23 protein-coding genes are annotated in these 26,582 nt (G+C 73.6%); 8 read left to right on the top strand and 15 right to left on the bottom strand.

Annotation, left to right across the window (positions count from 1 at the left end; translation table 11 throughout):
- The first annotated feature begins 97 nt into the window (after nt 1-97).
- Nucleotides 98-301, top strand: coding sequence for a hypothetical protein (locus AB0O36_RS00880; protein ID WP_365102087.1), 204 nt, complete (start codon nt 98-100; stop codon nt 299-301).
- Between the two features lie 77 nt (nt 302-378).
- Here AB0O36_RS00880 and AB0O36_RS00875 read toward each other — a convergent pair whose 3' ends face one another.
- From AB0O36_RS00875 to AB0O36_RS00860, 4 genes are all read right to left on the bottom strand, one after another.
- Nucleotides 379-864: a DUF6099 family protein gene (locus tag AB0O36_RS00875; protein ID WP_365102084.1), complete on the bottom strand. Its 486-nt coding sequence runs from the start codon at nt 862-864 to the stop codon at nt 379-381.
- 120 nt (nt 865-984) lie between these two features.
- Complete coding sequence (locus AB0O36_RS00870) at nt 985-1,326, bottom strand: nucleotide pyrophosphohydrolase (protein WP_365102530.1); 342 nt, start codon at nt 1,324-1,326, stop codon at nt 985-987.
- A gap of 128 nt (nt 1,327-1,454) precedes the next feature.
- A complete protein-coding gene (locus tag AB0O36_RS00865) occupies nt 1,455-2,831 on the bottom strand; it encodes an ATP-binding protein (RefSeq protein WP_365102082.1) in 1,377 nt (458 codons plus the stop codon).
- A gap of 66 nt (nt 2,832-2,897) precedes the next feature.
- Nucleotides 2,898-3,293: a cell division protein SepF gene (locus tag AB0O36_RS00860; protein WP_365102079.1), complete on the bottom strand. Its 396-nt coding sequence runs from the start codon at nt 3,291-3,293 to the stop codon at nt 2,898-2,900.
- Between the two features lie 186 nt (nt 3,294-3,479).
- On the opposite strand from AB0O36_RS00860, the gene AB0O36_RS00855 reads away from it, so the two are divergent.
- Nucleotides 3,480-4,229, top strand: coding sequence for a DUF2470 domain-containing protein (locus tag AB0O36_RS00855; RefSeq protein WP_365102077.1), 750 nt, complete (start codon nt 3,480-3,482; stop codon nt 4,227-4,229).
- 147 nt (nt 4,230-4,376) lie between these two features.
- Complete coding sequence (locus AB0O36_RS00850) at nt 4,377-5,294, top strand: NADP-dependent oxidoreductase (RefSeq protein WP_365102074.1); 918 nt, start codon at nt 4,377-4,379, stop codon at nt 5,292-5,294.
- 60 nt (nt 5,295-5,354) lie between these two features.
- Here AB0O36_RS00850 and AB0O36_RS00845 read toward each other — a convergent pair whose 3' ends face one another.
- From AB0O36_RS00845 to AB0O36_RS00810, 8 genes are all read right to left on the bottom strand, one after another.
- Nucleotides 5,355-5,708: a ferredoxin family protein gene (locus AB0O36_RS00845; RefSeq protein WP_365102071.1), complete on the bottom strand. Its 354-nt coding sequence runs from the start codon at nt 5,706-5,708 to the stop codon at nt 5,355-5,357.
- Nucleotides 5,705-7,390 (bottom strand): FAD-binding protein, encoded by a 1,686-nt coding sequence (locus AB0O36_RS00840; protein WP_365102069.1) that lies wholly within the window; start codon nt 7,388-7,390, stop codon nt 5,705-5,707. The genes AB0O36_RS00845 and AB0O36_RS00840 overlap by 4 nt, the downstream gene beginning before the upstream one ends.
- Nucleotides 7,387-8,724, bottom strand: a complete 1,338-nt coding sequence (locus AB0O36_RS00835; RefSeq protein ID WP_365102067.1) for an LLM class flavin-dependent oxidoreductase — start codon at nt 8,722-8,724, stop codon at nt 7,387-7,389. The genes AB0O36_RS00840 and AB0O36_RS00835 overlap by 4 nt, the downstream gene beginning before the upstream one ends.
- A gap of 10 nt (nt 8,725-8,734) precedes the next feature.
- Complete coding sequence (locus tag AB0O36_RS00830) at nt 8,735-9,811, bottom strand: ABC transporter permease (protein ID WP_365102065.1); 1,077 nt, start codon at nt 9,809-9,811, stop codon at nt 8,735-8,737.
- Nucleotides 9,808-10,602, bottom strand: coding sequence for an ABC transporter ATP-binding protein (locus AB0O36_RS00825; RefSeq protein WP_365102062.1), 795 nt, complete (start codon nt 10,600-10,602; stop codon nt 9,808-9,810). Before AB0O36_RS00825 ends, AB0O36_RS00830 begins: the two co-directional genes overlap by 4 nt.
- 8 nt (nt 10,603-10,610) lie before the next feature.
- Nucleotides 10,611-11,648 carry an ABC transporter substrate-binding protein gene (locus AB0O36_RS00820; protein WP_365102059.1) on the bottom strand — a complete coding sequence of 346 codons (1,038 nt, stop codon included), beginning with the start codon at nt 11,646-11,648 and terminating at the stop codon, nt 10,611-10,613.
- Between the two features lie 34 nt (nt 11,649-11,682).
- Nucleotides 11,683-12,270, bottom strand: coding sequence for an NADPH-dependent FMN reductase (gene ssuE, locus AB0O36_RS00815; RefSeq protein ID WP_365102056.1), 588 nt, complete (start codon nt 12,268-12,270; stop codon nt 11,683-11,685).
- A 122-nt stretch (nt 12,271-12,392) separates the two neighbouring features.
- Nucleotides 12,393-13,388, bottom strand: a complete 996-nt coding sequence (locus tag AB0O36_RS00810) for a TauD/TfdA family dioxygenase (RefSeq protein ID WP_365102053.1) — start codon at nt 13,386-13,388, stop codon at nt 12,393-12,395.
- A 1,026-nt stretch (nt 13,389-14,414) separates the two neighbouring features.
- Between AB0O36_RS00810 and AB0O36_RS00805 the strand changes: the two genes are divergently transcribed.
- From AB0O36_RS00805 to meaB, 4 genes are all read left to right on the top strand, one after another.
- Nucleotides 14,415-15,587, top strand: a complete 1,173-nt coding sequence (locus tag AB0O36_RS00805; RefSeq protein ID WP_365102048.1) for an ROK family protein — start codon at nt 14,415-14,417, stop codon at nt 15,585-15,587.
- Nucleotides 15,588-15,657: 70 nt separating this feature from the next.
- A complete protein-coding gene (locus AB0O36_RS00800) occupies nt 15,658-17,541 on the top strand; it encodes a methylmalonyl-CoA mutase family protein (protein ID WP_365102045.1) in 1,884 nt (627 codons plus the stop codon).
- The gene (gene scpA / locus AB0O36_RS00795; protein WP_365102043.1) at nt 17,541-19,727 is read left to right on the top strand and encodes a methylmalonyl-CoA mutase; all 2,187 of its coding nucleotides are present in this window, start codon (nt 17,541-17,543) and stop codon (nt 19,725-19,727) included. Before AB0O36_RS00800 ends, scpA begins: the two co-directional genes overlap by 1 nt.
- An 18-nt stretch (nt 19,728-19,745) precedes the next feature.
- Nucleotides 19,746-20,741 (top strand): methylmalonyl Co-A mutase-associated GTPase MeaB, encoded by a 996-nt coding sequence (gene meaB, locus AB0O36_RS00790; protein ID WP_365102041.1) that lies wholly within the window; start codon nt 19,746-19,748, stop codon nt 20,739-20,741.
- Nucleotides 20,742-20,747: 6 nt separating this feature from the next.
- Here the strand turns inward: meaB and AB0O36_RS00785 are convergent, their stop codons facing one another.
- Both AB0O36_RS00785 and AB0O36_RS00780 read right to left on the bottom strand, forming a co-directional pair.
- Complete coding sequence (locus tag AB0O36_RS00785; protein WP_365102038.1) at nt 20,748-24,137, bottom strand: NACHT domain-containing protein; 3,390 nt, start codon at nt 24,135-24,137, stop codon at nt 20,748-20,750.
- A gap of 81 nt (nt 24,138-24,218) precedes the next feature.
- Nucleotides 24,219-25,223, bottom strand: coding sequence for an asparaginase (locus AB0O36_RS00780; protein WP_365102035.1), 1,005 nt, complete (start codon nt 25,221-25,223; stop codon nt 24,219-24,221).
- A gap of 169 nt (nt 25,224-25,392) precedes the next feature.
- On the opposite strand from AB0O36_RS00780, the gene AB0O36_RS00775 reads away from it, so the two are divergent.
- Complete coding sequence (locus AB0O36_RS00775; protein WP_365102032.1) at nt 25,393-25,851, top strand: Lrp/AsnC family transcriptional regulator; 459 nt, start codon at nt 25,393-25,395, stop codon at nt 25,849-25,851.
- An 80-nt stretch (nt 25,852-25,931) separates the two neighbouring features.
- On the opposite strand, the gene AB0O36_RS00770 is transcribed toward AB0O36_RS00775, so the two are convergent.
- A complete protein-coding gene (locus AB0O36_RS00770; protein ID WP_365102030.1) occupies nt 25,932-26,552 on the bottom strand; it encodes a DUF4291 domain-containing protein in 621 nt (206 codons plus the stop codon).
- Nucleotides 26,553-26,582 lie beyond the last annotated feature (30 nt).

The following is a 26,582-nucleotide window of genomic DNA, read 5'->3' as shown; positions in this document are numbered from 1 at the left end:
AGCCGGACCGCCCGGCCCGCGCGCCGGCGGCCACCGATCGCCGGTGCGTCCGCCACCCCTTCCGTCCCGGAAGGGCAGGGCCGAGGAGGCCGCCGCCATGTCCCAGGAGTCCGTGCCCGAGCCCGTCGCAGGGGAGCCCGCGGTACCCGCGCAGAGCGGGGCACCCAAGGGCCTCCTCCAGCAGATGGAAGAGCTGATGGCCGCGCTCAACGCCGACCTCTCCGAACTCGACGCCGATCTGCAGTCCTCCGGAAAGCACACTCCCACGACCGAGCACCGCGCCCCCTTCGGCACCCACTAGCTTCCGGGGCCGCCCCAGGGCCTTCCGGCCCGGCACGGACGACGACGTCCGGCCGGCCCCGGAAGGCCCTCCGCCGCTCAGGCCACGCCCGAGGCGGAGCCCCGCTCGCGGACCGCGAGGCGGCGCAGGATCGCCCGGACCCGGTCGCTGGACTCGTCGGCCGCGTCGATGGCTTCTATGCAGGGCCAGTACAGCCCGTCGTCATCCGTGGCACAGGCCACCCCGACCAGCGCTATGCCGACCTCGCCCAGCAGCGCCTGCAACCCCAACAGCGCCTGCCGCACGTCCGAAACCTCCGTCAACCGCTCCGCCCGCGGCGTGCGGTCGACGGTTCTGTCCTCGCCGCGCGGCTGGGCGCGGTCCAGCGCCCCGCAGCCTCTGCCCCCCGATTCCCTCAGTCCCCGTGCCTCCGCTCTGAGCTCCTGCGGCCCGGTGACCGCCAGCCAGCTCCCGATCCCCTGGGCCAGTGCCTGTGCCTGCCAGGACTCGCCGATGATGTCCATCGCCGCCCCGCTCCGTGCCAGCGCATGCCGGCCGGCCGCGATCAGCCGTACCGCATCCATATGCCGTCCCCCGTCCGCACGACATCCCGTACTCACCACTACCCAGAGTGAGGGCAACGAGTCAGTAAAGCCAGGGGTATTCGGAAAATGTGGACAGAATCAAGGTTGTGGACAACGCCATCACTCCGAAGAGTGACGATCAGGCCCCGGAGTGCCCGGTACCGGGAAGCGGAGCTCGTTCCTTTCGATCTTCGCGGCGAGCGCATCCAGCACATCCACCCCCAGGACCTCACAGAACTGCAGGAGATACGCCAGCACGTCGGCCACCTCGTCGGCCACCCGGTGCGCGGTGTCCGGCTCCTCCATCACCCGCGCCGACTGTTCCGGCGTCAGCCACTGGAAGATCTCCACCAGTTCGGACGCCTCCACGCTCAACGCCACCGCCAGGTTCTTCGGGGTGTGGTACGGCCCCCAGCCGCGCGCCTCCGCGAACTCTGCCAGCCGGCGCTGCAGCCGGGCCAGCCGCTCCCCGCCGTCCGCGCCCCCGCCCGCACCGCCGCTGCCCACGCCGTCGCCCCCGCCCGCACCGCCGCCGCCCGCGCCGCCGCCGTCCCGGCCGTCCGCCCCGTCATCCGCAGTCAGTTCATCGCTCACGGCACCAGGTCTACCACCGACACCCCGGGCAGCCCCCGGGCCCCCATCGCGTCCTCCCCCACCGTCGCCACCAGCCTCAGGTGCCCGCGCTCCGCCGCCGTCACGGCCAGCCGGACCAGCTCCGTCCGCTGCCGCCGGTCCAGGCACCGGTCGAAGCCGTCGGCGAGCACGGTCAGCGCCTGCCGGGCGGACGGCAGTTCCGCGGCCGGGTCCACGGCCAGCACCCCGGGCCCGGTCAGCAGGACCAGGGCGAAGGCGAGGAAGCGCAGTTCCCCGTCGCCCAGCCGGGCCAGCGGGGTCGCGGGCCCGGACTCGCGCACCAGCTCGGCCACGACCCGTCCGCCGGCCAGCGCCCGCGCGGCCACCTCGCGGACCGGGCCGCCCGCGCACCCGGCCCAGGCGGCGTTCAGCAGCAGCGCGTACCGGGTGCCGCACTCCCGCCGGGTCCGGCGCAGTACGTCGGCCAGGTCGGCGCAGTTCCCGGCCAGCCGGCCCGCACCCAGCGGCACCGGCTCCCGCATCGCCTCCGGCCGCGGATCGCACCCGTACACCGACCGCAGGGCGACCACGACCTGCTCGGCGGCCGCGAGCACCCGCCGCTGCCCCTCCGTGCGGCCGGCCACCCGCAGCGGCAGCAGGGCAGTGCCGAGCCGGTCGTCGGGCAGCGGGGCGCGGGTGACCCCGTGGGTCCCCTCGGTCAGCCAGGCCGCCTCGACCACCGGCAGTCGGGGTTCCCGCAACGCGGTGGTGAGCAGCGGCCGGCCGCCGGCGCTGAGCCGCTCGCCGACGATCCGCAAGGAGGGTTCGGCCTGCACCGCCAGGTCGAGCCGGACCGGCCCGGCCGGACCGTCGACCGTACAGCCGATCCGGAATCCGCGCCGCCGCTCCGCGTCGGGGACCGACCCGTCCGGGACGCAGGCCGCCGGCTCGGGGAACACCTCGGCCAGCGTGCCGCCCGCGCCCAGCCCGGCCAGGGCCGTACAGGCCGCCACCAGCCGGGACTTGCCGCTGCCGCTGGGGCCGGCGATCAGCGTGACCGGCCCGAACCCGAAGGCGGCGGCCCGGTGCGGGCCGAAGGCGGACAGCCTCAGCTCGGAGAGCACGGGCCGCGGCTGCGGCCTGCGGGGCACCCGCCCGGCACCGCCGCCCGGGCCCGGCCCCGCCCGCCAGTCGTACGCCCGCGGATCCGGCGTACGGGGCTGCGGCGTCCGGGGTTCCGGCGAGCGCGGCTCCGGCATACGGGGCTCCGGCGTACGCGGCTCCGGCGCGATGCCCCTCGTGCAGTCCGCCGTGCCGTTCGCCAAGGGGTCCGTGGCGGGGTCGGTCGCGGCGTTCGTCGTGGCGTTCGTCGTGGCGTTCGTCATGGCGTCCATGGGCGGACCGTACGGCCGCCCCGGCGGGCCGGTCGGCCGCCGAACCGTTCCACCGGGCCGCTCTTCCTACGATCGGGGGACGGCCGCGGCCGCAATCCCCTCGACCTCGGTGCCGACCGGGGCCAGCAGGAAGACGTTCCGGTCGACGCGGTGCATGCCGCTGCCGAGCCCGAACACCACGCCGCTGCTGAAGTCCAGGATGCGCTTGGCCACTTCGGTGTCCGCCCCGGTCAGGTCGAGCAGCACCGGCACCTGCGAGATCAGGTATTCGGCGACCTCGCGCGCGTCCGCGAAGATCTGCACCCGGATGACCACGAAGCGGCGCTGTTCGGAGGCGGCCGCCTCGGGAGCCGTGGGGATCGTGCGGTGGTCCACCCGCGACGGCCACTCGTTGCGGCCGCGCAGGGGCACGACCTGCGCGAGCCCCTCCCACTGTTCGTCGGTGACGTCGTACCTGCTCACCGGCCCACCTCGGCCCCACGCTTCATGTGCATCCCCCCATCCTCCCCCCTTTCACCCGTTCAGCCCAACAACGACACGAGCGGCGTGGCGCGCGGGACGTGGTTGCCGACCCCACCCCCCTATGAGTTAGGTTAGGCAAACCTAAGTCAGTCCGTTCGCCCCGCCCCCTGGGATGGAGAGATCCGCATGCGCCTGTCCGGCTTCCCCGCCTCCGACCCCGCACCGGCCCGGCCCACCGACGCCGAGCGGGTCCGGTCGGTCCTCGCCGCGGCCCACTCCATGAGCGTGGTCACGGACGGGCTCCGCACCGAGGTCCACCGGTCCCCCGGCGCGGACGTGCTGGGCCGCTTCCACCTCCACCCCGCGCCCGGCCCCGCCGATCCGGAGGGGCCCGCCGCTCGGGCCGGGGACCGCCCGGCCGTCCGGCTGGAGTTCACCGACATCGCGCCCACCCCGGTCCGCGACCGCGTCCGCGCCCGGGTCACCGTCCTCGGCAGGCTGCTCACCCCGCACCCGGCCGCCGCCCCCTCCGATCCGGCCGCGAGCACCTGCGTGGAATACGACCGGGCCGTCCTGGAGACGGCCGAGGGGATCGTGCACGTCGGCCTGGACGAGCTCGACGAGGCGTACCCGGACCCGCTCGCCGCCCACGAGGCCGGCATGCTGACCCATCTGATGGACGGCCACGCGGAGCTCGTGCCGCTGCTGCTCCGGCTGGCCCCGCCGCCCGCCCCGGGCTGCACGGTGCTGCGCGCGCTGCCGCTCGCGATGGACCGCTACGGGCTCACCCTGCGGGTGGAGTCCCGGCACGGGCACCACGACGTACGGCTGCCCTTCCCCTCCCGGCTCGACGACGTCGAACAGTCCGGCGCCCAGATCCAGGCTCTCGTCAGCAAGGCCCGCCGGATGTCCCACCGCAACACCCTCCCGGCCTGAGCCCGGCCCGGACCCGAGACCGGCGCGGACCCCGGACCGACCCGACCACGACCGGCCCGGACCCGAGCCACGACCCGGACCGAGACCGGCCCAAACCGGCGTTCTCCTGCCGGAATACCCCGCCACGGCGCCCGGTTGGCCTTGATCATGAAGGCAATCACGTACAGCGCATACGGAACACCCGCCGCCCTGGAGTTGGTTGACGCTCCGTCACCGAAGGTCGGACCCGAAGAGGTCCTCGTCCGGGTGAAGGCCGCCGGGGTCAATCCGATCGACTGGAAGGTGGCCGCCGGCTACCTCGAATCGACCTTCGAGGTCCACTATCCCGTCGTCCCCGGCTGGGACGTGGCCGGAATCGTCGAGGCGGTCGGCGACGACACCACCGACTACGCCGTGGGCGACGAAGTGTACGGGTACGTACGCAAGGAATGGGTGGAGCTGGGCACCTACGCCGAGCTGGTGTCCGCCCCGGTGCGGACCCTGGCCCGCAAGCCCCGGGACCTGACCTTCGAGCAGGCGGCGGGCATACCGCTGGCCGGACTGACGGCCTACCAGGCGCTGAAGCGGGTCGGCGTGAAGTCCGGCGAGACCGTGGTCATCCACTCGGCGGCCGGCGGCACCGGCTCGCTCGGCGTCCAGATCGCCGTCGCCCTCGGCCTGCGCGTGATCGGCTCGGCGGGCGCGCACAACCACGACTACCTGCGTTCGCTGGGCGCCGAGCCGGTCCTCTACGGCGAGGGGCTCGGGGACCGCATCCGCGCGCTGGCGCCCGAAGGGGTCGACGCCGGCCTGGACTTCTACGGCGACGGCGTGGAGCTGCTGCTCTCCCTGGTCCAGGAGCAGGGACGGGTGCTCTCGATCGCCGATCAGGATGCCGAGGCCAAGGGCGCCAAGAAGATGTGGGCCCGGCCGGACACCACCGACCTGACCTTCCTCACCGAACTCGCCGACGCCGGGAAGCTGTCGATCAGCGTGGAGCACGCGCTCCCGCTCGCGGAGGCCGCACGGGCCTGGGAGCTCAGCGCGTCCGGCCGCACCCGAGGCAAGATCGTCCTGACGGTCTGACCGGAACGAGCGGGTGCCGCCGGAGTCCGAGCCCGGGGCTCCGGCGGCACCCGCGGCCTTTCAGGAGGTGATCGGCGGCGTCGCGGACCCCAGTGGCGGCCCGACCGCGCGCAGTGCGCCGGGGGTCCGGCCGTGGCCCCAGCCGATCTCCCGCCGGTAGCTGCCGAGCAGCCCGCCGGCGGCCAGCGCCTCCTCGTCCCGTACCGCCGGGTCCTCCGGCAGCGGCCTGGTCTGCGGGGCCACGTACAGGGCGTCCACCGGGCAGTTGGCCTCGCACATGAAGCAGGTCTGGCAGTCCTGCTGCCGGGCGAGCAACGGGATCCCCCCGGGTCCGCGCTCGAACACGTCCGTGGGACACACCTCGACGCACTTGTCGCAGGCGATGCACCGGTCGGCCGAAACGAGTTCGATCACCCGCCCGCTCCCCTCTGTCGGGGGAGCACGGCCCGGACCACGCCCGGAACCACGGCCGGGACCGCCGCCGGATCTCCGGCCGGGACCGCCGTCCGCCGGCGGCCGGGCCGGGTCCACACCCGGTCCAGTCCGCCGACGGTGATCCGGTGGTGCAGCGCCGGGTCCTGCCCCGGATGGTCCAGCCGCCTGGCCATCCCCCGGCTCTCCGGCCGGGCGAGTGCCGCCGCGTACATCCACCGGGCGTGCGCGGTCATGGCTGCCGTCTGCCGGGCCCGCACCAGATCGGCGCCCTCCGCGTACAGGGAGGTGCGCAGTCCGGCCCAGCTCCGGTCGAGCACCTCCAGCGACCGGGCCAGCACGTCCCCGTGCCGCAGGTAGTTCTTGTCGTACGGCAGCACTTCCGCCCGTACGAGTTCCAGGGCCTCGCGGTATCCGTCCGGTCGGCCGGGGGTGCCGCCGGGCCGGAGCCCCGCTCCGCCCGTGCCGGTCAGCGGACGGTGCGCGGCGCGTCCCGAGGGCAGGGACCGCGCGTACCCCGCGGCGGCGCGGCCCGCCCAGCTGCCGGAGGAGATCGCCCAGGCCGCGTTGTGGCTGCCGCCCCCGGTGAAGCCCCCGCAGATCTCCTCGCGGGTGGCGGCGTCCCCGGCGGCGTACAGGCCGGGCACCCCGGTGGCGCAGTCGTCCGAGACGATCCGGATGCCCCCGGTGCCGCGGACGGTGCCCTCGGCGAGGAGGGTCACCGGGAAGCGCTCGGTGAAGGGGTCGATGCCCAGCCGGTCGAAGGTGAGGAAGAAGTTCGGCTGGGCGCGCCGCATCGCTTCGCGGGCGTCGGCGCCGGCCCGGTCCAGGCGGGCGAGGACCCTGCCGCCGGCGAGCAGTTCGCGGGCGATGACGGAGCGGCCTCCCTGACTGGCCGCGCCCTCCAGCACCTCGCCGTCCTCCCGGTAGAAGGTGGCGAAGGAGTAGAAGGCCGTCTTGGTGACCGAGGTGCCCTCGGGGGCGATGCCGTAGGCGTTGGAGAACTCCATCCCGGAGAGTTCGGCTCCTGCCTCGGCGGCGAACAGGGCGCCGTCGCCGGTGTTGGTGTTGGTGCCGAGCGCCCCGCTGAGGAAGGCGCAGCCGCCGGTGGCGAGGACGACGGCGCCGGCCCGGACCCGGAAGGAAGCGCGGGCCTGGCGGCGGTATCCGGCGGCTCCGGCGACGGCGCCCTCGCGGTCGGTGAGCAGTTCGGTGACCGGGCTGTGGTCGAGGATCCGGACCCCGGCCCGGCGGATACGGATGCGCATCCGCCGCATGTACTCGGGGCCCTGGAGGCCGTTGCGCAGGGGCCGTCCGTCGGGGCCGGCCGGGAAGGGGTACCGGCCCCGGCCGGCGAGCTCGTTGATCCGGTCGTAGGTCTCGTCGAGGACGCGGGACATCCAGCGGCGGTCGGCGAGGTGGCCGCCGAGGCCCTCCCGGCTCGCCATGGCGGCCTCGCGGGCGGCCGGCTCGGGCGGCACGTACCAGACGCCGGTGCCTCCGGCGGCGGTGGCGCCGCTGGTCCCGCAGTAGCCCTTGTCGGCGAGGACCACGGCGGCACCGTTCTCGGCCGCCTTGAGGGCGGCCCAGGTGGCGGCGGGCCCGCCGCCGACGACCAGGACGTCGGCGGCGAGCTCCGCGGTGTGGCCGGTGGCCGCGGTCATCCCGCGGTCCGTGCGTATCGGTTGGCCGGCCGGGGCAGTCCGTAGTTGTCGCGCAGGGTCGTGCCCGTGTACTCGGTGCGGAACAGGCCGCGCTGCTGCAGGATCGGCACGACCTGGTCGACGAAGTCGGCGAGGCCGGTGGGCAGCACCGGCGCCATGATGTTGAAGCCGTCGGCCGCGCCGCTGACGAACCACTCCTGGAGCTGGTCGGCGATCTGCTCCGGGGTGCCGGCGAACACCCGGTGGCCGCGGCCGGCGCCGAGCCGGGCGATCAGCTCCCGCAGGGTGAGCTCCTCCTTCCGGGCGAGTTCGGCGACCAGGGTGAAGCGGCTCTTGTTGCCGTTGATGTCGCGTTCCTCCGGGAGGTCGGGCAGCCGGCCGTCGAGCGGCAGCCCGGTCAGGTCGACGCCGAGCATGCCGGAGAGCTGGGCCAGCCCGTACTCGGGCACCTGGAGGTCGGTGAGCTCCTGTTCCAGCCGCCTGGCCTCGGCCTCGGTGGAGCCGATGACCGGCGCGATGCCGGGCAGGACGAGCAGCTCGTCCTCGGTGCGGCCGTGGCGGGCGAGGCGGGACTTGAGGTCCTTGTAGAAGGTCTGTCCGTCGGCGAGGGTCTGCTGGGCGGTGAACACCGCCTCGGCGTACTGCGCGGCGAACTCCTTGCCGTCCTCGGAGGATCCGGCCTGCACCAGCAGCGGGTGGCCCTGCGGGGAGCGGGGCACGTTGAGCGGGCCGGCGACCCGGAAGTGCGTGCCGCGGTGGGCGGCCGGGTGGAGCTTGTCGGTGTCGGCGTAGATGCCGGCTTCCCGGTCCAGGACGATCGCGTCGTCCTCCCAGCTGTCCCAGAGCTTTCCTGCCACTTCCAGGAACTCGCGGGCCCGTTCGTAGCGGACGGCGTGCTCCAGATGCTCGTCGCGGTTGAAGTTGCGGGCCTCGTCGACGGTGCCGGAGGTCACGATGTTCCAGCCGGCCCGGCCGCCGCTGATGTGGTCGAGGGAGGCGAACTTCCGGGCCAGGTTGTAGGGCTCGTTGAAGGTGGTGGAGACGGTGGCGATCAGGCCGATGTGCTCGGTGACGGCCGCGATCGCGGACAGCAGGGTGAGCGGCTCGAACCCGCCGAGGGCGTTGTGCCGGGCCTTCCCCCAGAGGGCGACGCCGTCGGCGAAGAAGATCGAGTCGAGCCTGCCGCGCTCGGCGGTGCGGGCGAGTTCCTGGAAGTAGGCCAGGTCGGTGATCCGCTCGGGCTGGGACCCGGGGTGCCGCCAGGCGGCGTCGTGGTGGCCGGCGTTCATCAGGAACGCGTTGAGGTGGAGGGTGCGGGGCGTCTCGGTGGTCATCTGGGTTTCCCTAGGCGGAGGCGGGGACGCGCCACAGGCTGAGGCGGCGTTCGACGGTGACGAGGAGCTGGTTGAAGGCGACGCCGATCGCGGAGATCGTGATGATCCCGGCGTACATCTGCGGGATGGCGAAGTTGAACTGCGAGGCGTTGATGAGGTAGCCGAGGCCGGCCTTGGCGCCGATCATCTCGGCGGCGACCAGGACCAGGATGGAGATCGCTCCGGCCAGCCGGATGCCGGTGAAGATGGTCGGGACGGACGCCGGGAGGATCACCTTCTGGAACAGCCGGGGCGTGGACAGGTCCATCGACCGGGCGAGTCTGATCAGGGTCGGATCGGCGTTGCGTACGGCGCTGATGGTGTTGAGGAGGATCGGCCAGACGCAGGCGTAGACGACGATGGACACCTTCGAGGTCTCGCCGATGCCGAGCAGCAGAACGAAGACGGGCAGCAGGGCGAGGGCGGCGGTGTTGCGGAACAGCTCCAGCAGCGGGCCGAGCACGTCGGCGACGGGCCGGTACCAGCCGATCAGCAGTCCGAGGGGGACGGCGACGAGGACTGCGATGCCGAAGCCTCCGAACGAGCGGGTGAGGCTGGCCTCGGTGTGCTCGGCGAGCTGGCCGTCCAGGGCGAGCTCCCACCAGGCGACGGCGACCTCGCTGATGGGGGGCAGGAAGGTGGAGTCGACCAGGCCGGCGCGCGGGGCGATCTCCCACAGGGCGAGCAGGGCGAGGATCGCGACGGACCGTACGAGAGCGGCCTTGAGGCCGCGTACGACGGCCAGGGCCGCGGCGGCACTCCTGCCCGGCGCGCCGGGCTCGGGGGCGGGTGCGGGGGTGGCCGAGGCGGTGCCCGTGTCCGAGGCGGTGTCCGGGGCGCCGGGAGCCGCTGTGTCGGGAGCCTGGGCGGCTGGGGCGTCGGCGTCCGGGGCGTCGGCGGTGGTGGACGCGTCGAGTACGGCCGCGGCGGTGGCGGCGGTTCCGGCGGGACGGGGTGCCCCGCCGGGTTCCGTGCCGCTGTCGGCCGGGGTGCCCGGGGCCCGGGCGCCCGCCGCGGCCAGGGCGGTGATGTCGGTTCCGGTGGTCATGCGGCTGCCGCCTCCTTCTCCAGTTGCTGGGCACGGGCCACTTCGTCGTGGAGCAGCGTCCAGATCTCGTGCCGGTAGCGGGCGAACTCCGGGCTGGACCGGAGGGCTTCGCCCAGCAGTGCGTCGCGCTCGCCGAAGGAGACCGGGACGACCTCCTTGATCCGGCCGGGCCGGGAGGTCATGACGGCGACCCGCTGCCCGAGGTAGACCGCCTCCTCGATGCCGTGCGTGATGAACACGACGGTCTTGCCGGTGCTCTGCCAGATGCGGCGGAGCTCGTCCTGGAGCGATTCGCGGGTCTGCGCGTCCAGCGCCGCGAACGGCTCGTCCATCAGGAGCACGTCCGGGTCGTAGGCGAGGGAGCGGGCGATCGCCACGCGCTGGCGCATGCCTCCGGACAGCTCGTGCGGGTGCCGGTCCTCGAAGCCGGTGAGCCCCACCAGGTCCAGGAACTCGCGGGCACGGGCTGCACGCTGACGGCGCGGCACGCCGGTGGCCTCCAGGCCGAACTCGACGTTGCCCTGGGCGGTGCGCCAGGGCAGCAGCGCGTACTGCTGGAAGACGATGCCCCGGTCCAGTCCCGGTCCGGTGATCGGCTTCCCGTCGAGCAGGATCCGTCCACCGGTGGGCCGGGCCAGGCCGCCCAGCAGGTCCAGAAGGGTGGACTTGCCGCAGCCGCTGGGGCCGACGACCACCAGGAACTCGCCGCTGTCTATCTCCAGGTCGATGCCGTCGAGGGCGGTGAACCCCCCGAACGCCTTGTGCACGCCCTCGATCGATATCTTCGCCATGACGGCCGTCACCCCTTCCCGAAGCCGTTGAACTCGTTGGTGTAGAGCTCGGAGGCCTTCAGGCGGCCCTGCTTGATCTCGCCGCGCTCGCCGAGCCAGTCCAGCCACAGCCGGAAGTGCTTGTCCTCGATCCGGCCGCCCGTCTCCGCGACGCCGTAGGAGTGCCAGTACTTGAGGTTGGCGGCGTCCTCGTTGCGCCCGCGCTTCTTGACGATCTCGGTCTGCCGGGCGATGACCTCCTCGCGCGGGGTGGTCCGGGACCACTCGATGGCCTTGGCCACGCCGGTGACGAAGGTGCGTACGGTGTCCGGGTTCTCCTTGATGAAGCGCTGGGTCATGATGTAGGTGCCGGCGCTGAACGGGCCCAGCAGCTGGGTGTCGGTGAACAGCGGGCGGATGCCTCCGGTCGCCAGCGCCTTGTCGCGCAGGATGCCGCTGAGCACACCCACCTGGATCTGCTTCTGCCGGATCGCCTGCTCGGTGTTGACCGGCGGCACCACCAGCGGCTCGACCTTGCCCGCCTCCGACTTGGAGAGTCCGTTGCGGCTCAGGTAGATGTCGAGCAGGGCCTGGTAGTGGGCGCCCAGGGTGTTCATCCCGACCTTCTTGCCGATCAGGTCCCGGGCGGACCGGATCGGGCTGTCCTCCAGCACGTAGTAGCCGCCGTAGGTGTACTGGTCGGAGCCGTAGGAGGAGATGACGGCCTTGATCGGAGCCCCGCTGGAGGCCAGCTTGATGACCGCGCCGTTGAAGGCGCTGCCGAAGTGGGTCTGGCCGGTGGCCGCGGACTGGATGTCCTGCGGGCCGCTGATGGTGTTGCCGACCCACTCCAGCTTGACGTCCTCGAAGAAGCCGAGGTCCGCAGCGAGTTCGGGAAGGGTGACGGAGCCGACGGCACCCTGGTACTTGAGGGTCTTCACCTGCTTGCCGGATCCCCCGCCGCTGCCGGCCGTGGCCGTGCCGCAGCTCACCGCGGCCGCCGAGATGCCGAGCAGGGTGAGGAACTGGCGCCGGGAGGTGGTGGACGAGGTGAGAGCTGCGGGCATGGCGTGGTCCTTGTTCGGTACGGGGAAGGGTGGGTCAGCCGGCGGCTGTGACGGCGGCGGCGCCGGCGCGGACGGCACCGGGACGGACACCGACACCGGCACGGACGGCGTCGGCGAACTCGTCGACGGCCTGGTAGAGGTCGAGCTCCGCCTCGGGGCGGAGCCGGTCGGGTCCGGCGCCGCGTTCCACGGAGGAGTCCAGGACGAACCGGCCCGCCGTGACGTGCCGGGCGCCGAGCGCCGAGAGCACCGGGCGGAGGGCGTAGTCGAGGGTGAGGACGTGGGCGAGGCTGCCGCCGGTGGCGAGCGGCAGCACCGTCTTGCCGTCCAGGCCGTCCTGCGGGAGCAGGTCGAGGTAGGCCTTCAGCAGACCGGTGTACGAGGCCTTGTAGACGGGGGTGGCGATGAGCAGGCCGTCGGCTTCGGCGACGGCCTCCAGGGCGCGGCGCAGCTCCGGCTGTCCGGTACGGGCGGCCAGCAGGTCGGCCGCCGGGAGCTCACGGACGGCCAGGTGCGCGGTGTCGAAGCCGGCGTGCGCGAGACGGCTCAGGGCGTGCTCGGCGACGACGGCGGTGCGGGACTGGACGGAGGGACTGCCGGTGAGAGCGAGGATGCGGGGCACGGTTTCTCTTTCCGGTACTCGGCGGTGCGGGCTGATCGGGTGGGCCGGAGGCCGGGCCGGCCGCCGGAGCGGGCCGGCCCGTCGGGGCCGTCGGGCCGTTGGGGCGTGAGGGCGGTGAGGTGTCAGGCCGTCTCGGGCGTGACGGAGTCCCCGGAGGCGATGCCGAAGGCGGGCGCCGGGACGGTCTCGGGGCTGAGCAGGAGGGAGGGACGGCCGTCCACGCCGACGGGGACGTCGCCGTCTACGGTGACCCGGCGCAGGGTGCGCTCGTGGTCGTCGGAGTCGTCCACGCCGTAGTGCTGGGTGGCGCGGTTGTCCCAGATCGCGACGTCACCGGGCTGCCACTGCCAGCGGACGGTGTTCTCGGGCAGCTCGACGTGCGCCTGGAAGAGGTCCACCAGCGCGCGGGAGTCACGGCCGGTGAGGCCCTGGAGGCGCTGCACGAAGTTGCCCAGGAGCAGCGTGCGTTCGCCGGTCTCCGGGTGAACGCGTACGACCGGGTGCTCGGTCAGGAACTTCGTGGAGGTGAAGACCTCGCGGTACTGGGCGAGGGCCTCGGGCACCGCGTCGGGCTTGAGGGCCGCGTAGTCGTACTCGTTGGAGTGGACGGCGCGCAGGCCGTCGGCGAGGGCGCGGAGCGGCTCGGGCAGGTGGGCGTAGGCGGTGGCGGTGTTCGCCCAGAGGGTGTCGCCGCCGTACGGGGGAATGGTGACGGCGCGCAGGATGGAGAAGGCCGGGTAGGCGGGGACGAAGGTGACGTCCGTGTGCCACTGGTTGGCGCGGGCGCCGTGGTGGGAGTCGATGCCCAGGGCGTAGCGGCCGTCGGCGGACGGGACGGTGGGGTGCGCGACGGGCGTGCCCAGCAGCCGGGCGAACGCCTCGTGGCCCTCCTCGTCCAGGTGGTGCTGGGCGCGGAAGAAGATGACCTTGTGGGCCAGTACGGCGTCCCGGACGGCGGTGACGGCCTCGGGGGCGAGGTCGCCGCCGAGCCGGACGCCCTCGATGACGGCGCCGATACGGCCGCCGATGGGCGTGGCGGTGATCCCGGATCCGGTGTCGGACGGGACGGCCGCGGCCGCGGGCTCGGTGGTGGCGGCGGGCTGGGTGGCGGTGGCCATGGTGACTCCTGGGGACGGGCACGGGCCGGGGCCCGGGCGGAGACGTGCCGGACGTACGGCACGGGGACGGAGGGGAGACGGAGCGGGGGACGATGCGGGGACGGGAGGTGCCGGCAGCGCGTCCGTGCGGCGGTGCGGCGGTGAGGCGGTGAGGCCGTACGGAGCGGGTGGTCGCGGGAGCGGGCGGCCGGACGGGACGGGCGGCCGGACGGGCACGGCCGCACCGGCGCCACGGACCGGCCGCGGTCCGGAGACGTGCGGTGTGGTTCGGTTCGGTGTGGTTCGGTGTGGTTCGGCGCGGTTCTGCGCAGTTGTGCGCGGTGCGGTTCAGTGCCCGACGCGACGTGCCCGGTGCACGGAGGTCCGTGACGGAAGCACCGACCGGCACGCCACCGGGGCGGACGACCGCCCGGAGGGACGGGGCGCGCGACGGGTTACTTCCTCAGCGGAAGAAATAGGGTGCGAGGCGGGCCCCGTCACGGCGCGCGGTGCGTGCCGGTCGGTCGCCGGATGCGCCCGGCCCGATGCCGGTCGCCCTCAGGCGGAGAAGGAACAGGCCGGACAGCGGCCCTGACACGCGGTCGGCACGGTGGGGGTGCCGCCGGAGGTGTGGAGCCGCTCGGCGAATCGCTCGGTTGCGGACATGGGCAGGAGCGTGTCAGCGGGCCCGCCCCCGGTCAAGGGCCCGCGACCCCGCCCCGGGGGCCGCCCGGCGGGCTCCCCGCACACCCCCGGAATCTCCGCCGCACCCCAACTGACCTGCGGTTCTTCCCCTTCGCCCGGGGCGGGCGAACCCATGCCCGGCACGCTCCCGCCACGGTTCGATTTCACGGTGCCGCAACGCTCCCGCCACGCCTTCGCACACCCCGCCACGCCCCGTACACACGGGAACCGGCCATCAGGACGGCGCCAATCGGCCACCCCGGGTGCGTCGCGCCCGGTCGCGGTTACTGTCGACGGCCGTGACCCAACCCCACCGCCGCCGCCCCGCCGCCGGGCGTCCGGGCCGATGTGACGGAGCCCGCCGTGACCGGTGACGACCGCGCCGCGGCCAACTCCGCCACCGTGCTGCGCACGGTGCTCGACCACGGCCCGGTCGCCCGCAGCACCATCTCGCACCTCTGCGGCCTGAGTCCGGCCGCGGTGTCCCGGCAGACCACCGGCCTGCTCCGGCGCGGCCTGCTGCGGGAACTGCCGGAACCGCCCCCGCCGGGCGGGGTGGGCCGCCCCCGCGTCCCGCTCGACCTGCACACCGGTCCGGTCGGCGGGGCCGTCGTGGCCGGGCTGCACATCGGCGTGCCCTCCTCCACGTTCGGGCTGGTGGACCTGCGCGGCCGGGTCCTCGCCGGCCGGACCCTGCCGCACCACGGGGACCACTCCCCCGCCCGGATCGCCGCCGGACTGGCCGCCTTCCTCGCGGAGTTCGCCTCGGACCGGCCGCTGCTCGGGGTGGGTGCGGCGCTGGGCGGCTGGATCCGTCCGGACGACGGCCTGGTCGTCCGGCACGAGCGCCTGGGCTGGCGGGACCGGCCGCTGGCCCGCGAGCTGTCCGACGCCCTCGGCCTGCCGGTCCGCATCGACAACCACGCGCGCGCGGTGGCGGGCGCGGAGATCCTCTTCGGCCGTCCGGAGGCCCGCCGCAGCCTGGTCCACCTGTTCATCGGGAACGTGGTCGACGCGGCCTTCGGCATCGAGGGATCCCTGCACCAGGGGCCGGACGCGGCGGCCGGCGACGTCGCGCACCTGCCGGTGCCCGGATCGACGGCGCGCTGTGCGGCCTGCGGGCGGACCGGCTGCCTCCAGGCGACCGCCTCGGACACCGCGGTCACCGCGGAGGCGGTCCGGCTGGGCATCGTGCCGACCCCCGCGATCGGGCTCCTGGTGGACGCGGCCGCCGGCGGCGACCCGCGGGCCGACCGGCTGCTGCGGGACCGCGCCCGGAACGTGGGGCGGGCCACCGCGCTGCTCCTCGACGTGTTCAACCCCGCCGTGATGGTCGTCACGGAACTGTCGAGCGTGCTGCACGAGGAGTACCTGGAGGAGGTCCGGACGGCGGCGATCGCGTTCTCCCACGTCTGCACCGACCCCGGGCGGATCGTCGTCCCGCACGCCGGCCCCGCCGTGCTGCCCGAGGCGGCCGCGACCGTCCTGCTCGGCCCCCTCTTCACCGACCCGTCCGGTTCGCCCGGTTTGGCGTAGCTACTCGTGGGTGCGAGATCACATCCGGTGGTTATGGTCTCGCATGAGCGACCCCCCTAGCATTCGAGCCATGACGGTCCTGCCTGACGACGGGCTCTCCCTGGCCGCCGAGTTCCCTGACGCGACGCATGAGCAGTGGCAGCGCCTGGTTGAAGGCGTACTGCGCAAGTCGGGCAAGGAAGCTGTCGGCGCGGCCGCGGAAGACGCGTTGTCCACCCAGCTCCAGGACGGGCTCAGCACCCGCCCGCTGTACACCGCGGCCACCCCGGCCACCGCGGCCGGCTCCGGCGCGCCCGGCGCCGACGGCGCCGGCCTTCCGGGATTCGCGCCCTACGTGCGCGGCGGCCGGGCTGCCGGGAACGCCGCGACCGGCTGGGACGTACGGCAGCGGCAGCTGCACACCGACCCGGCCCGGCTGAACGAGGCCGTCCTCGCCGACCTGGAGAACGGGGTCACCTCGCTGTGGCTCGCCGTCGGCCGGGGCGGCGTCCCGGTCTCCGGACTGGCCCGCGCACTGGTCGGGGTCTACCTTGACCTGGCCCCGGTCACCCTGGACGCCGGAGCCGAATACGCGCAGGCGGCACGGGAGTTGCTCCGCCTGTACACCGAGCGCGAGGTGTCCCCCGAGGACGCCCGCGGCAGCCTGGGAGCGGACCCGTTCGGCCACGAGGCCCGTACCGGCGAGGTCCTCGACCTCGGCCCGGCCGTCTCGCTGGCCCGGGAGGCCGCCGAGTCCTGGCCGGGGCTGCGGGCCCTGACCGTGGACGCACTGCCCTACCACGAGGCGGGCGGTTCGGCGGCCGAGGAGCTGGGCCTGTCGCTGGCCACCGGGGTCGCCTACCTGCGCGCGCTGACCGAGTCGGGCCTGTCCGTCGGGGCCGCCCTCGGGCAGCTGGAGTTCCGCTACGCGGCCACCGCCGACCAGTTCCTGACCATCGCCAAGCTGCGGGCCGCGCGCCGTCTGTGGGCCCGTGTCGCGGAGGCGTCGGGCGCCCCGGAGGCGGGAGCGCAGCGGCAGCACGCGGTGACCTCGCCGGTGATGATGACCCGGCGCGACCCGTGGGTGAACATGCTGCGCACCACGGTGGCCTGCATGGCCGCCGGGGTCGGCGGCGCGGACGCGGTGACCGTGCTCCCCTTCGACCACGAACTGGGCCTGCCGGACGCCTTCGCGCGCCGGATCGCCCGCAACACCTCCACCGTGCTGCTGGAGGAGTCGCACCTGGCCCGGGTGATCGACCCGGCCGGCGGCTCCTGGTACGTGGAGCAGCTCACCTCCGAACTCGCGCACGCCGCCTGGGAGTTCTTCCGGGAGATCGAGAAGTCGGGCGGCCTGTCGGCCGCACTGCGCTCCGGCCTGGTGGCCGGGCGGCTGTCCGCGACCTGGGCCGAGCGCTCGAAGAAGCTCGCCAAGCGCCGCGAACCCGTCACCGGGGTCAGCGAGTTCCCGAACCTGGACGAGAAGCTCCCGGAGCGCGAGCCCGCTCCGGCACCGCTCTCCGGCGGCCTGCCGCGGGTCCGCCGCGACGAGGCGTACGAGGCCCTGCGGGCCCGCTCGGACGCGCACCTCGCGGCCACCGGCACCCGGCCGCGTATCTTCCTGGCCGCGCTGGGCACCGCCGCCGCGCACACCGCCCGTGCCACGTTCGCCGCGAACCTGTTCCGGGCGGGCGGCATCGAGGCCGTCCACGACCCGGTGTCGGTGGACGCGGCCACCGCCGGCGCCGCCTTCACCGCCTCCGGGGCGGCCATGGCGGTGCTGTGCTCCAGCGACGCGCTGTACGAGGAGCAGGCGGCGGGGGTCGCCGAGTCCCTGCGCGCCGCCGGCGCCACGACCGTGTTCCTGGCCGGCCGGCCCGGCACCGCCGCCGACGCCGTGGACGAGTACGTCTTCGCCGGCTGCGACGCCGTCGCCGTGCTGTCCTCCGTACTCGACCGGATGGGAGTGTCCTGATGGGGATCCCCGACTTCACCGAGCTGCCGCTCGGGCCGGGCGCCCCCGCCGGGGCGACCGAGGACCAGTGGCGGGCGGCCGTCAAGGAGTCCACCGGCTCCGCCGCCTCCGACCTGCTGTGGGAGACCCCCGAGGGCATCGGGGTCAAGCCGCTGTACACCGGCCGGGACCTGGAGGGCCTGGACTTCCTGGGCACGTACCCGGGCGTGGCCCCGTACCTGCGCGGCCCCTACCCGACGATGTACGTCAACCAGCCGTGGACGATCCGGCAGTACGCGGGCTTCTCCACCGCCGAGGAGTCCAACGCCTTCTACCGGCGCAACCTCGCGGCCGGACAGAAGGGCCTGTCGGTCGCCTTCGACCTGCCCACGCACCGCGGCTACGACAGCGACCACCCGCGCGTCACCGGTGACGTCGGCATGGCCGGCGTGGCCATCGACTCCATCTACGACATGCGGCAGCTGTTCGACGGGATCCCGCTGGACAGGATGTCGGTGTCGATGACGATGAACGGCGCGGTGCTGCCGGTCCTCGCCCTCTACATCGTGGCGGCGGAGGAGCAGGGCGTCTCCCCCGACAAGCTCGCCGGGACCATCCAGAACGACATCCTCAAGGAGTTCATGGTCCGCAACACCTACATCTACCCGCCGAAGCCGTCGATGCGGATCATCTCCGACATCTTCGCCTTCACCTCGCAGCACATGCCGCGCTACAACTCGATCTCCATCTCCGGGTACCACATCCAGGAGGCGGGGGCGACGGCCGACCTGGAGCTGGCGTACACCCTGGCGGACGGTGTGGAGTACCTGCGGGCCGGGCAGGGCGCCGGGCTCGACGTGGACGCGTTCGCGCCCCGCCTGTCGTTCTTCTGGGCGATCGGCATGAACTTCTTCATGGAGGTCGCCAAGCTGCGCGCGGCCCGCCTGCTGTGGGCGAAGCTGGTGAAGCAGTTCGACCCGAAGAACGCCAAGTCGCTGTCCCTGCGCACCCATTCGCAGACCTCGGGCTGGTCGCTGACCGCGCAGGACGTGTTCAACAACGTCACCCGTACGTGCATCGAGGCGATGGCGGCCACCCAGGGCCACACCCAGTCGCTGCACACCAACGCGCTCGACGAGGCCCTGGCCCTGCCGACGGACTTCTCGGCCCGCATCGCCCGCAACACCCAGCTGCTGCTCCAGCAGGAGTCGGGCACCTGCCGGGTGATCGACCCGTGGGGCGGCAGCGCGTACGTGGAGAAGCTGACGTACGACCTGGCGCGCCGGGCCTGGCAGCACATCGAGGAGGTCGAGGCGGCCGGCGGCATGGCGCAGGCCATCGACGCGGGCATCCCCAAGCTCCGGGTGGAGGAGGCCGCGGCCCGCACCCAGGCGCGGATCGACTCCGGCCGCCAGCCCGTCATCGGCGTCAACAAGTACCGCGTCGAGAACGACGAGCAGATCGAGGTGCTCAAGGTCGACAACTCCTCCGTCCGCGCCCAGCAGATCGCCAAGCTGCGGCGGCTGCGCGAGGAGCGCGACGAGGCGGTCACCCAGGACGCGCTGCGCGCGCTGACGAACGCGGCGGACCGCGGTGACGGCAACCTCCTCGCCCTGGCGGTGGACGCGGCGCGCGCCAAGGCCACCGTGGGCGAGATCTCGGACGCCCTGGAGAAGGTGTACGGCCGGCACGCCAGCCAGATCCGTACGATCTCCGGTGTGTACCGGAACGAGGCAGGAGAGTCCCCGAACGTGGAGCGCACCCGCGCCCTGGTGGACCGGTTCGAGGAGGCGGAGGGCCGCCGCCCGCGCATCCTGGTCGCCAAGATGGGCCAGGACGGCCACGACCGCGGCCAGAAGGTGATCGCCACGGCCTTCGCCGACCTGGGCTTCGACGTGGACGTCGGCCCGCTGTTCCAGACCCCGGCGGAGGTGGCCCGCCAGGCCGTCGAGGCGGACGTCCACGTGGTGGGCGTGTCGTCGCTGGCGGCCGGCCACCTGACCCTCGTCCCGGCGCTGCGCGAGCAGCTCGCGGAGGAGGGCCGTGAGGACATCATGATCGTGGTGGGCGGCGTCATCCCGCCGGCCGATGTCCCCACGCTGCTGGAGATGGGCGCGACGGCGGTCTTCCCGCCCGGCACGGTCATCCCCGACGCGGCGCACGACCTGGTGACGCGGCTCGCCGCGGACCTCGGCCACGAGCTGTAGGCGGGGGCGAGCCGAGGAATGCCCCCTCGTATCGACATCGAGGCGTACGCGAAGGGCGTGCTCGACGGGAAGCGCGCGCAGATCGCGCGCGCCATCACCCTCGTCGAGTCCACCCGCGCCGACCACCGGGTGCTGGCCCAGCGGCTGCTCGCGGAGCTGCTGCCGCACTCGGGAAACGCCCGCCGGATCGGCATCAGCGGTGTCCCCGGGGTGGGCAAGTCCACCTTCATCGACGCCTTCGGCACGATGCTGACCGGCCTGGGCCACCGGGTGGCGGTGCTGGCGGTGGACCCGTCCTCGACCCGTACGGGCGGCTCCATCCTGGGCGACAAGACCCGGATGGAGCGCCTGTCGGTGGACCCGTCGGCCTTCGTCCGGCCCTCGCCCTCCGCGGGCACCCTGGGCGGGGTCGCGAAGGCCACCCGCGAGTCCATGATCGTGATGGAGGCGGCGGGCTACGACGTGGTGCTCGTGGAGACGGTCGGCGTCGGCCAGTCGGAGACCACGGTCGCCGGCATGGTCGACTCCTTCCTGCTGCTCTCCCTGGCGCGTACGGGCGACCAGCTGCAGGGCATCAAGAAGGGCGTCCTGGAACTGGCGGACGTCCTCGCCGTCAACAAGGCGGACGGCCCGCACGAGCGCGACGCGAAGGCGGCGGCCCGCGAACTGTCCGGCGCCCTGCGCCTGATGCACCCGGCCGACGCGGCCTGGACCCCGCCGGTGCTGACCTGCAGCGCCCGGGAGTCCACCGGGCTGGACGAGGTCTGGGCGCGCCTGGAGGCCCACCGCGAGCTGCTGTCCGGCACCGGCCGGCTGACGGCGAAGCGGGCGTCCCAGCAGGTGGAGTGGACCTGGTCGATGGTCCGCGACGAGCTTCTGGACCGGCTGCGCTCCCACCCGGGCGTCCGCGGCGTGGCCCCGGACCTGGAGGCGGCGGTCCGCGCGGGCGAGGTCACCGCCACGTCGGCGGCGGACCGCATCCTGGCGGCGTTCGGGGAGCCGGCGGGGGGCTGAGGGCGATCAGGGCGGGGGCCTGAGCGCGGTCAGCCCGACACCATCGGGCAGGGTGTCGGCGTTGCGGACGCGGTGGAACGGTACCGGCAGGGAGAGGTACTGCAGGTGGGGCAGGTCTGCCAGCGGAGCGACGTCGAGCTCGGCCTCCTCACCGATCAGCCCGCGCAGGGAGAACCTCTGCAACCGGGGACACGCGCCCCTCAGGCGGGTGAGCACGGCCTGCACGTCATGATCACCGCAGTCCCGGAGGCCGAGGGTCGAGACCGCGGGCAGGACGGCGCCGGCCGGCAGGGTGACGAAGCGGGACGCCTTCATGACCAGGTCGTTCAGCAGGGGAAGGTCCCGGACCTCCCGCCAATCGCCCTCGGAGGCGGGGCCGCTTTCGGGGCCGAAGGTCAGGGATTCGAGGTTGCGCAGGCGGCTCAGGCCGCTCAGGCCGCTCGGCAACGCGGTGCCGCGCAGGACCAGGTTCTGCAGCAGCGGGCCGGTGGGCAGGTCGGCCACCTCCCAGTCCGCGTCGGCCGGGACGTCCACGATGAGGTAGCGCAGTTCGGGCAGCGGCCCGACCGGATGCGCGCGGAGGTCCGGGCTGCCGCCGATCGCCAGGGACTCCAGAGGGAGTCCGCCGAGCGCCGAAAGGTCCGTGAGAGCGGGACATCCCACCACGCGCAGGTCCCGCAGTTCTCCCTGCGGGGCCAGAAATCCGAGGTCGGAGACCTCCGGGTGGGCGAGCACCAATTCATCGAGCGTGGTTTCGGCGAGGTAGGACTCCAGGCGCTGAAGCGGAACCTCGCTGCGGACGTCCAGTCGGCGGGGTCGCGCCGGAAGCCGGTGGAGCAGGTCCAGCTGCTCGGCGGACTGCACGGTGTACCGGAGGCCGTCTGAGCGCAGGCGGACGATGACCTCCTCGAAGTAGGCAGCGCTGTCGTAACGCGACCACGCCCACATGAGCTGTGACCGGACCTGGAGGGAGGGGTGCTCGGCGTACCTGGCCAGCAACGGGAGTGCCGCGTCGGAGGTCACGTGCGATGCGGCGACCACCACCAGGTACGCCTCGCTGCTTCCGCGCGTGTCTCCAGGTCCCGGCAGGAGCCCGAGGGCCAGCGGGCCGATCTCGGCCAGGGCTCGGGCCTCGTCCTCGGTCTTCGGCGGGATGAGTGAGGCCGTCCGTTCCCGCACGGCCTCGCGGACCGCCGGATCCAGCACCGTCGCCTGCTCCAGACAGGCCGAGGCCAGCAGGTACACCCGCACCCGGGTCGGCCGGTCCGTCGAGTTGTCCCCGGCTTCCAGCAGGCCGCGGAGGATCTCGGCGCGCTCCCGCTTGTTGGCCAGTGCGACCGCCATCCGGATGACGTCCTCCCACTGGTCGTCGGCTGCGTGGCCGATCAGCAGGCCGAAGTCGCCTTCCTCCACCGCCGCGCGGGCGCCGAGGAAGTCCTGGAAGGTCTTGTGGACGAAGTCCACGGTGTCCGGGGCCGGTTCGCGCAGCAGGCCGCTGCGGAGCAGGAAATGCCCGAAGACCGCGGAGGCGTCCCCCAGTGCCGCCAGCTCGGGCACGGCCGGGAGCGCCCGGCCGATGATGTCCTCGGCCCGCTCCCGGTCCATCTCGGTCCGGCCGTTCTTGATCAGCCAGTACGCGAGGCGCTGGAGGAGATCCAGCCGGGCGTCCTCCCCGAGCTCCGGCACCTCGATGTCGCGTTCCCGGTCGCGGCGGCCGATCAGCATGGACAGCGCGGCGTCGTACAGCTCCTTGCGCCCGTGCGGCAGGTACCCCCGCCGGTCGCGGTGCAGGGCGCAGATCAGACCGCACATCAGCGGGTTGGTGGCGAGCCGTCCGAGGTCCGGCTTGGTGCGTACCGCGGCAAGCAGCTGCTCCTGGTACGCGTCGAGTTCGGCCGGGTCGTCGGCGTCCGGGCGGGCTGCGTCGTGCCAGCGCCGGATGAACGTGGCGACCTCGGCGGGACCCATCGCGGACAGCGTGAGCTCGTCGAACCCCTCCTCCGCCAGCCACCGCACGCCCACGGCGGACGGCCGGGAGGTGACCAGCCAGCGGTTGTCGCCGTCGTACGCCTCCATCAGGTCCCGCAGCCACCGGCGGGTCCGCTCGCGCTCGCGTTCGGGTACCTCGTCGATGCCGTCGATGAGCACCAGGCCACGGCCGGCGGTGAGGACGCGCTGCTCCCACCCGGCCGGCTGGGACCCGGCGAGGGGGGAGTCGACGGCGCCGAGGAAGTCCCTGGGCGCGGGCAGCCGGCCGCCGTTGCGGGTGATCGTACGGAGGGTCAGCACGAACGGGATCCGGTCGTGGAGGTACGCCATCGCCGGGGTCCGGCTCCGTCCGGTCGTCCCGACCGCCAGCCACTGCACCAGGGTGGTCTTGCCCGATCCGGCCTCGCCCCGGAGCAGCACGCGGCGGCTGCCGGCGAGCACCTCGTCCGCGGGCTGGGGGAAGAGGCTCCTGAGGAGATGCTCGTTGACCCTCCGGTGGTACTCCTCGTGTTCCGGGTCACTCGCCTCCGCCGCGGCCTCGAACGTGTCCCGGTAGAACTGCTCGGCGAGCTCGTCGGGCATGTACTCGGGTCCGGCGGGCGGTTCCGGGTCCTCGTCCGGGGGGCCGTCGGGGTACGGGTCGGCGGCACACGGGTCGTCGTAGTGCGGCCACGGCGATGCCGCGGAGACGGTCGCCTCCAGGCTGAGGTAGGCCACGTCCAGCGGCCAGCGGGCCGGGGAGCGGTTGAGGTCGATGCCGTAGATCGTCAGCTTGCCGTGCTTCCTGGCGATGTAGCGCAGGTACTCCTGCTCGAAGGCGGCGTCCTCCGCACCGGGGAGCGGGTTGCGGCGGATCAGTTCGTCCACCTTCGCCGTCAGGTCGCCCACCGCACGCGTCTGCTCGACCAGGGCGTGGGCGACGAACGTCGACCGCTGGGTGAAGAAGTGCAGGATGTGAAGGCAGGCCGAGTCGAGCAGCCGGTCGTGGAAGTACGCGGCGTCGGCGGTGAGTTCGCGGGTGGGGTCGCCGCTAGCCGCCTCGGCGGCGCTGCGCAGCGTGCGGGCGAACTCCGGCGCGCCCAGCCGGACCGCGTCCAGGTCGGTGATCGTCAGCTCGCCCAGCGCGGAGAGGGTCGCCGCCAGGGCGTCCACGACCGCCTGCTCCTCGTCCGCCGCGATCGGCCGCTCGCCGCCCGTCCGCAGGGCGTGCTTGACGATCTTCGCCGCGAGGGTGCGTACGTCCGCCTCGGTCAGGCTCCGCTTCTCGCCCCGGAAGGAGACGTACCCGGAGATCCGGACCGGTTTGTCGACGAGGCCGGCGCCCGGCCCCTCGCTGACGAAGAGCTTCCGTACCAGCGGGCCGAGCACGCTCGAAGCCAGCCGGATGCCGATGGTCCCCGGTTCCACGTGTACGCGCCCCCCGCCGAGCTCAACAAGCCGCCGCCCGGGACGATCCTACGTCCCGAACGGCGGCCCGGTCAGCGGGACTTACGCATCGACCAGCGGCTTCGACTCCGCCGCGGCCAGCGCCAGCCGCAGCACCCGGTCCTGCTCCGCGCGCTCGCCGGAGGCCAGCAGGGCGGCGAGTACGGCGATCCGGGCCTGGCCGGCGCGCAGGGTGCCGGTCGGGACCGCGCCCGCCGCCACCAGGTCGACGGCACCGCCGTGGGTGTAGATCTCGGTGACCGGGCCGGCGGACACCCGTGTGGTGAGGGCGACGAGCACCCCGCGCGCGGTCGCTTCGGCGACGGCCTCCACGAACTCCGGGGTGGCGTTGCCGGCGCCGGTGGCGACCAGCACCACACCGCGCGCGCCGGCGTCGACCGACGCCCGGAACAGCAGCGGGTCGCCGTCGGAGTGGTGCATGACCATGTCCACGCGCGGCAGGGCCTCCGGCATCGGGGGCAGGGCCAGCGCCTCCGGCCGCCGCGGCTGCCGGAGCACGGTGACCTTGCCGAAGCCGATCTTGCCCAGCCACTCCCCCGAGGGATCGGCGAAGGCGTCGGCGGCCAGGGTCTGGGTCTTGACGGTGCCGCGGGCCGCGTGCACCTGCCCGGCGAAGGACACCAGCACCCCCAGGCCCCGCGTACGGGCGGCGACCAGCAGGGCGTCGTAGAGGTTGCCGGGGCCGTCCCCGTCCTCCGCGCCCATGGGGAGCTGCGCCCCGGTGAAGACGACGCTGCGCTCGTCGTGGTGGTGGAGGTCGACCAGGAAGGCGGACTCCTCCAGGGTGTCCGTTCCGTGGGTGACGACGATCCCGTCGACGCCGGGGTCGGCGAGCACCTCGTGCACCGTGCGCAGCAGGGTCAGCTGGTGGGCGGTGGTGAGGCGTGGGCTGTTCACGCTGAACAGGTCGACGACCTCGACGGTCACGTCCTCCGGCAGCGGCGCCGTGGCCATGACCTCGGTGCCGTCCGCGTCCGCCGCGAACCCTGAACCCTGCCAGCGGCTCGCTATGGTCCCGCCGGTGCTGATGACGACGATCCGTCCCACGGAATGCCCACCTTTCGCCTGACGCCGGACTGCACCACTTCACCCGTACGGGTGACGTACCCACGGGTTTCGCACGCACGTGCGCAGCAAGCAATGGTAAGCGGTTCCTCACGCAATGTGATTGCGGATTCCGGCCGTCCGTTCACATTCGGTGGTGGATAATTGCGCCATGGATGCGATCGACCGAGAAATCTTGCGCGAGCTCCAGCAGGACGGCCGGCTCAGCAACCAGGAGCTGGCCCAGCGCGTGGGCCTCACCCCGTCCCCCTGCATGCGCCGGGTCCGCCAGCTGGAGCAGGACGGCGTGATCCAGGGCTACCGGGCGGTGATCAACCCCGAGGCGGTCGACCGCGGCTTCGAGGTGCTGGTGTCGGTGGAGGTCCGGCGGGACCGCGCGGCGGTCGAGGCGTTCGAGGCCGCCCTCCAGGACATCCCGGACGTGATCGAGGCGTACCGCCTCTTCGGCAGCCCCGGCTGCCTCCTCCGGATCGCGGTCGCCGACCTCCGGGCGTACGAACGCCTCTGGATCGAGCAGCTCACCGCCCTCTCGGGGGTCACCGAGGTCAACTCCCAGATCATCATGAAGCGCATCAAGGAACCGACGGGCCTCCCGGTCGGCCGGAGCTGATGCTCCCCCGCGTCCCCGCCGGTCAGCGCCGGTCAGCGCCGGTCGGCGCCGCTCACGGGCGGTCCCACGGTCAGGTGCGGTCAGCGGCGGCCGATGCGGGTGACGAGGTCCGCCGGGAGCGGGTACGGGCGCTCGGCGGGGAGCAGCTCGCCCGCCGTGTCGAGGTCGCCGGCCCGGACGGCCGCACGGACCTCGTGGGCGAGGGCGGTCACATCGCGGATGCCGGTGATCCACTCGTCGGTGTAGCGGTCCACCGCGGAGCCGGAGAGGCCGATCTGGATCGCCCGGTGCGGCAGCGGGTTCAGGTGGAGGTCGCGTTCCGGGTCCCACTGCACGCGGACCGGGCTCGCCTTCAGCTGCTCGCGCCACTCGGCCTCGCTCGCGAAGCGGTCCCGGTCGTAGTGGCTGAGGGAGGCGTGGGCCAGCGCCCACTCGAAGCCCTCCCGGGTGATGTCGACGGCCAGTACCCGCTCCTGGTCGGGCTTGGCACCCCAGCCGCAGCGGTACATCATCCACAGGAAGGAGGGCTTGATCCAGGTCATGCGCTCCCGCTTGAAGGGCGGCACGAAGGTACCCGCGGCCAGGGCCGGTCCGGCGATCCGCGCGGAGTACGCCTGGTACACGGTGATCGTCTCGTCCGTGTGGAGGGCGCGCACCTCATGGGTGTGCCCCCGCCCCGCCTCCGCCGTCTCCGCCGTCATATCGGCTCCTCTCCCGTTCCCGGGCCACGA

It is taken from the genome of Streptomyces sp. NPDC089799 (assembly GCF_040684755.1).
In the GTDB taxonomy this organism is placed as follows: Bacteria; Actinomycetota; Actinomycetes; order Streptomycetales; family Streptomycetaceae; genus Streptomyces.
The sequence above is the reverse complement of the archived record's forward strand: the minus strand, read 5'-3'. Positions and strand labels throughout refer to the sequence as shown.

Excerpts from the sequence above, each read along its gene's own strand:
- AB0O36_RS00880 (WP_365102087.1), top strand. The coding sequence starts at position 98 with ATGTCCCAGGAGTCCGTGCCCGAGCCCGTCGCAGGGGAGCCCGCGGTA.
- AB0O36_RS00875 (WP_365102084.1), bottom strand. The coding sequence starts at position 864 with ATGGATGCGGTACGGCTGATCGCGGCCGGCCGGCATGCGCTGGCACGG.
- AB0O36_RS00865 (WP_365102082.1), bottom strand. The coding sequence starts at position 2,831 with ATGGACGCCATGACGAACGCCACGACGAACGCCACGACGAACGCCGCG.
- AB0O36_RS00855 (WP_365102077.1), top strand. The coding sequence starts at position 3,480 with ATGCGCCTGTCCGGCTTCCCCGCCTCCGACCCCGCACCGGCCCGGCCC.
- AB0O36_RS00850 (WP_365102074.1), top strand. The coding sequence starts at position 4,377 with ATGAAGGCAATCACGTACAGCGCATACGGAACACCCGCCGCCCTGGAG.
- AB0O36_RS00840 (WP_365102069.1), bottom strand. The coding sequence starts at position 7,390 with ATGACCGCGGCCACCGGCCACACCGCGGAGCTCGCCGCCGACGTCCTG.
- AB0O36_RS00835 (WP_365102067.1), bottom strand. The coding sequence starts at position 8,724 with ATGACCACCGAGACGCCCCGCACCCTCCACCTCAACGCGTTCCTGATG.
- AB0O36_RS00830 (WP_365102065.1), bottom strand. The coding sequence starts at position 9,811 with ATGACCACCGGAACCGACATCACCGCCCTGGCCGCGGCGGGCGCCCGG.
- AB0O36_RS00825 (WP_365102062.1), bottom strand. The coding sequence starts at position 10,602 with ATGGCGAAGATATCGATCGAGGGCGTGCACAAGGCGTTCGGGGGGTTC.
- AB0O36_RS00820 (WP_365102059.1), bottom strand. The coding sequence starts at position 11,648 with ATGCCCGCAGCTCTCACCTCGTCCACCACCTCCCGGCGCCAGTTCCTC.
- AB0O36_RS00810 (WP_365102053.1), bottom strand. The coding sequence starts at position 13,388 with ATGGCCACCGCCACCCAGCCCGCCGCCACCACCGAGCCCGCGGCCGCG.
- AB0O36_RS00800 (WP_365102045.1), top strand. The coding sequence starts at position 15,658 with ATGACGGTCCTGCCTGACGACGGGCTCTCCCTGGCCGCCGAGTTCCCT.
- scpA (WP_365102043.1), top strand. The coding sequence starts at position 17,541 with ATGGGGATCCCCGACTTCACCGAGCTGCCGCTCGGGCCGGGCGCCCCC.
- meaB (WP_365102041.1), top strand. The coding sequence starts at position 19,746 with ATGCCCCCTCGTATCGACATCGAGGCGTACGCGAAGGGCGTGCTCGAC.
- AB0O36_RS00775 (WP_365102032.1), top strand. The coding sequence starts at position 25,393 with ATGGATGCGATCGACCGAGAAATCTTGCGCGAGCTCCAGCAGGACGGC.
- AB0O36_RS00770 (WP_365102030.1), bottom strand. The coding sequence starts at position 26,552 with ATGACGGCGGAGACGGCGGAGGCGGGGCGGGGGCACACCCATGAGGTG.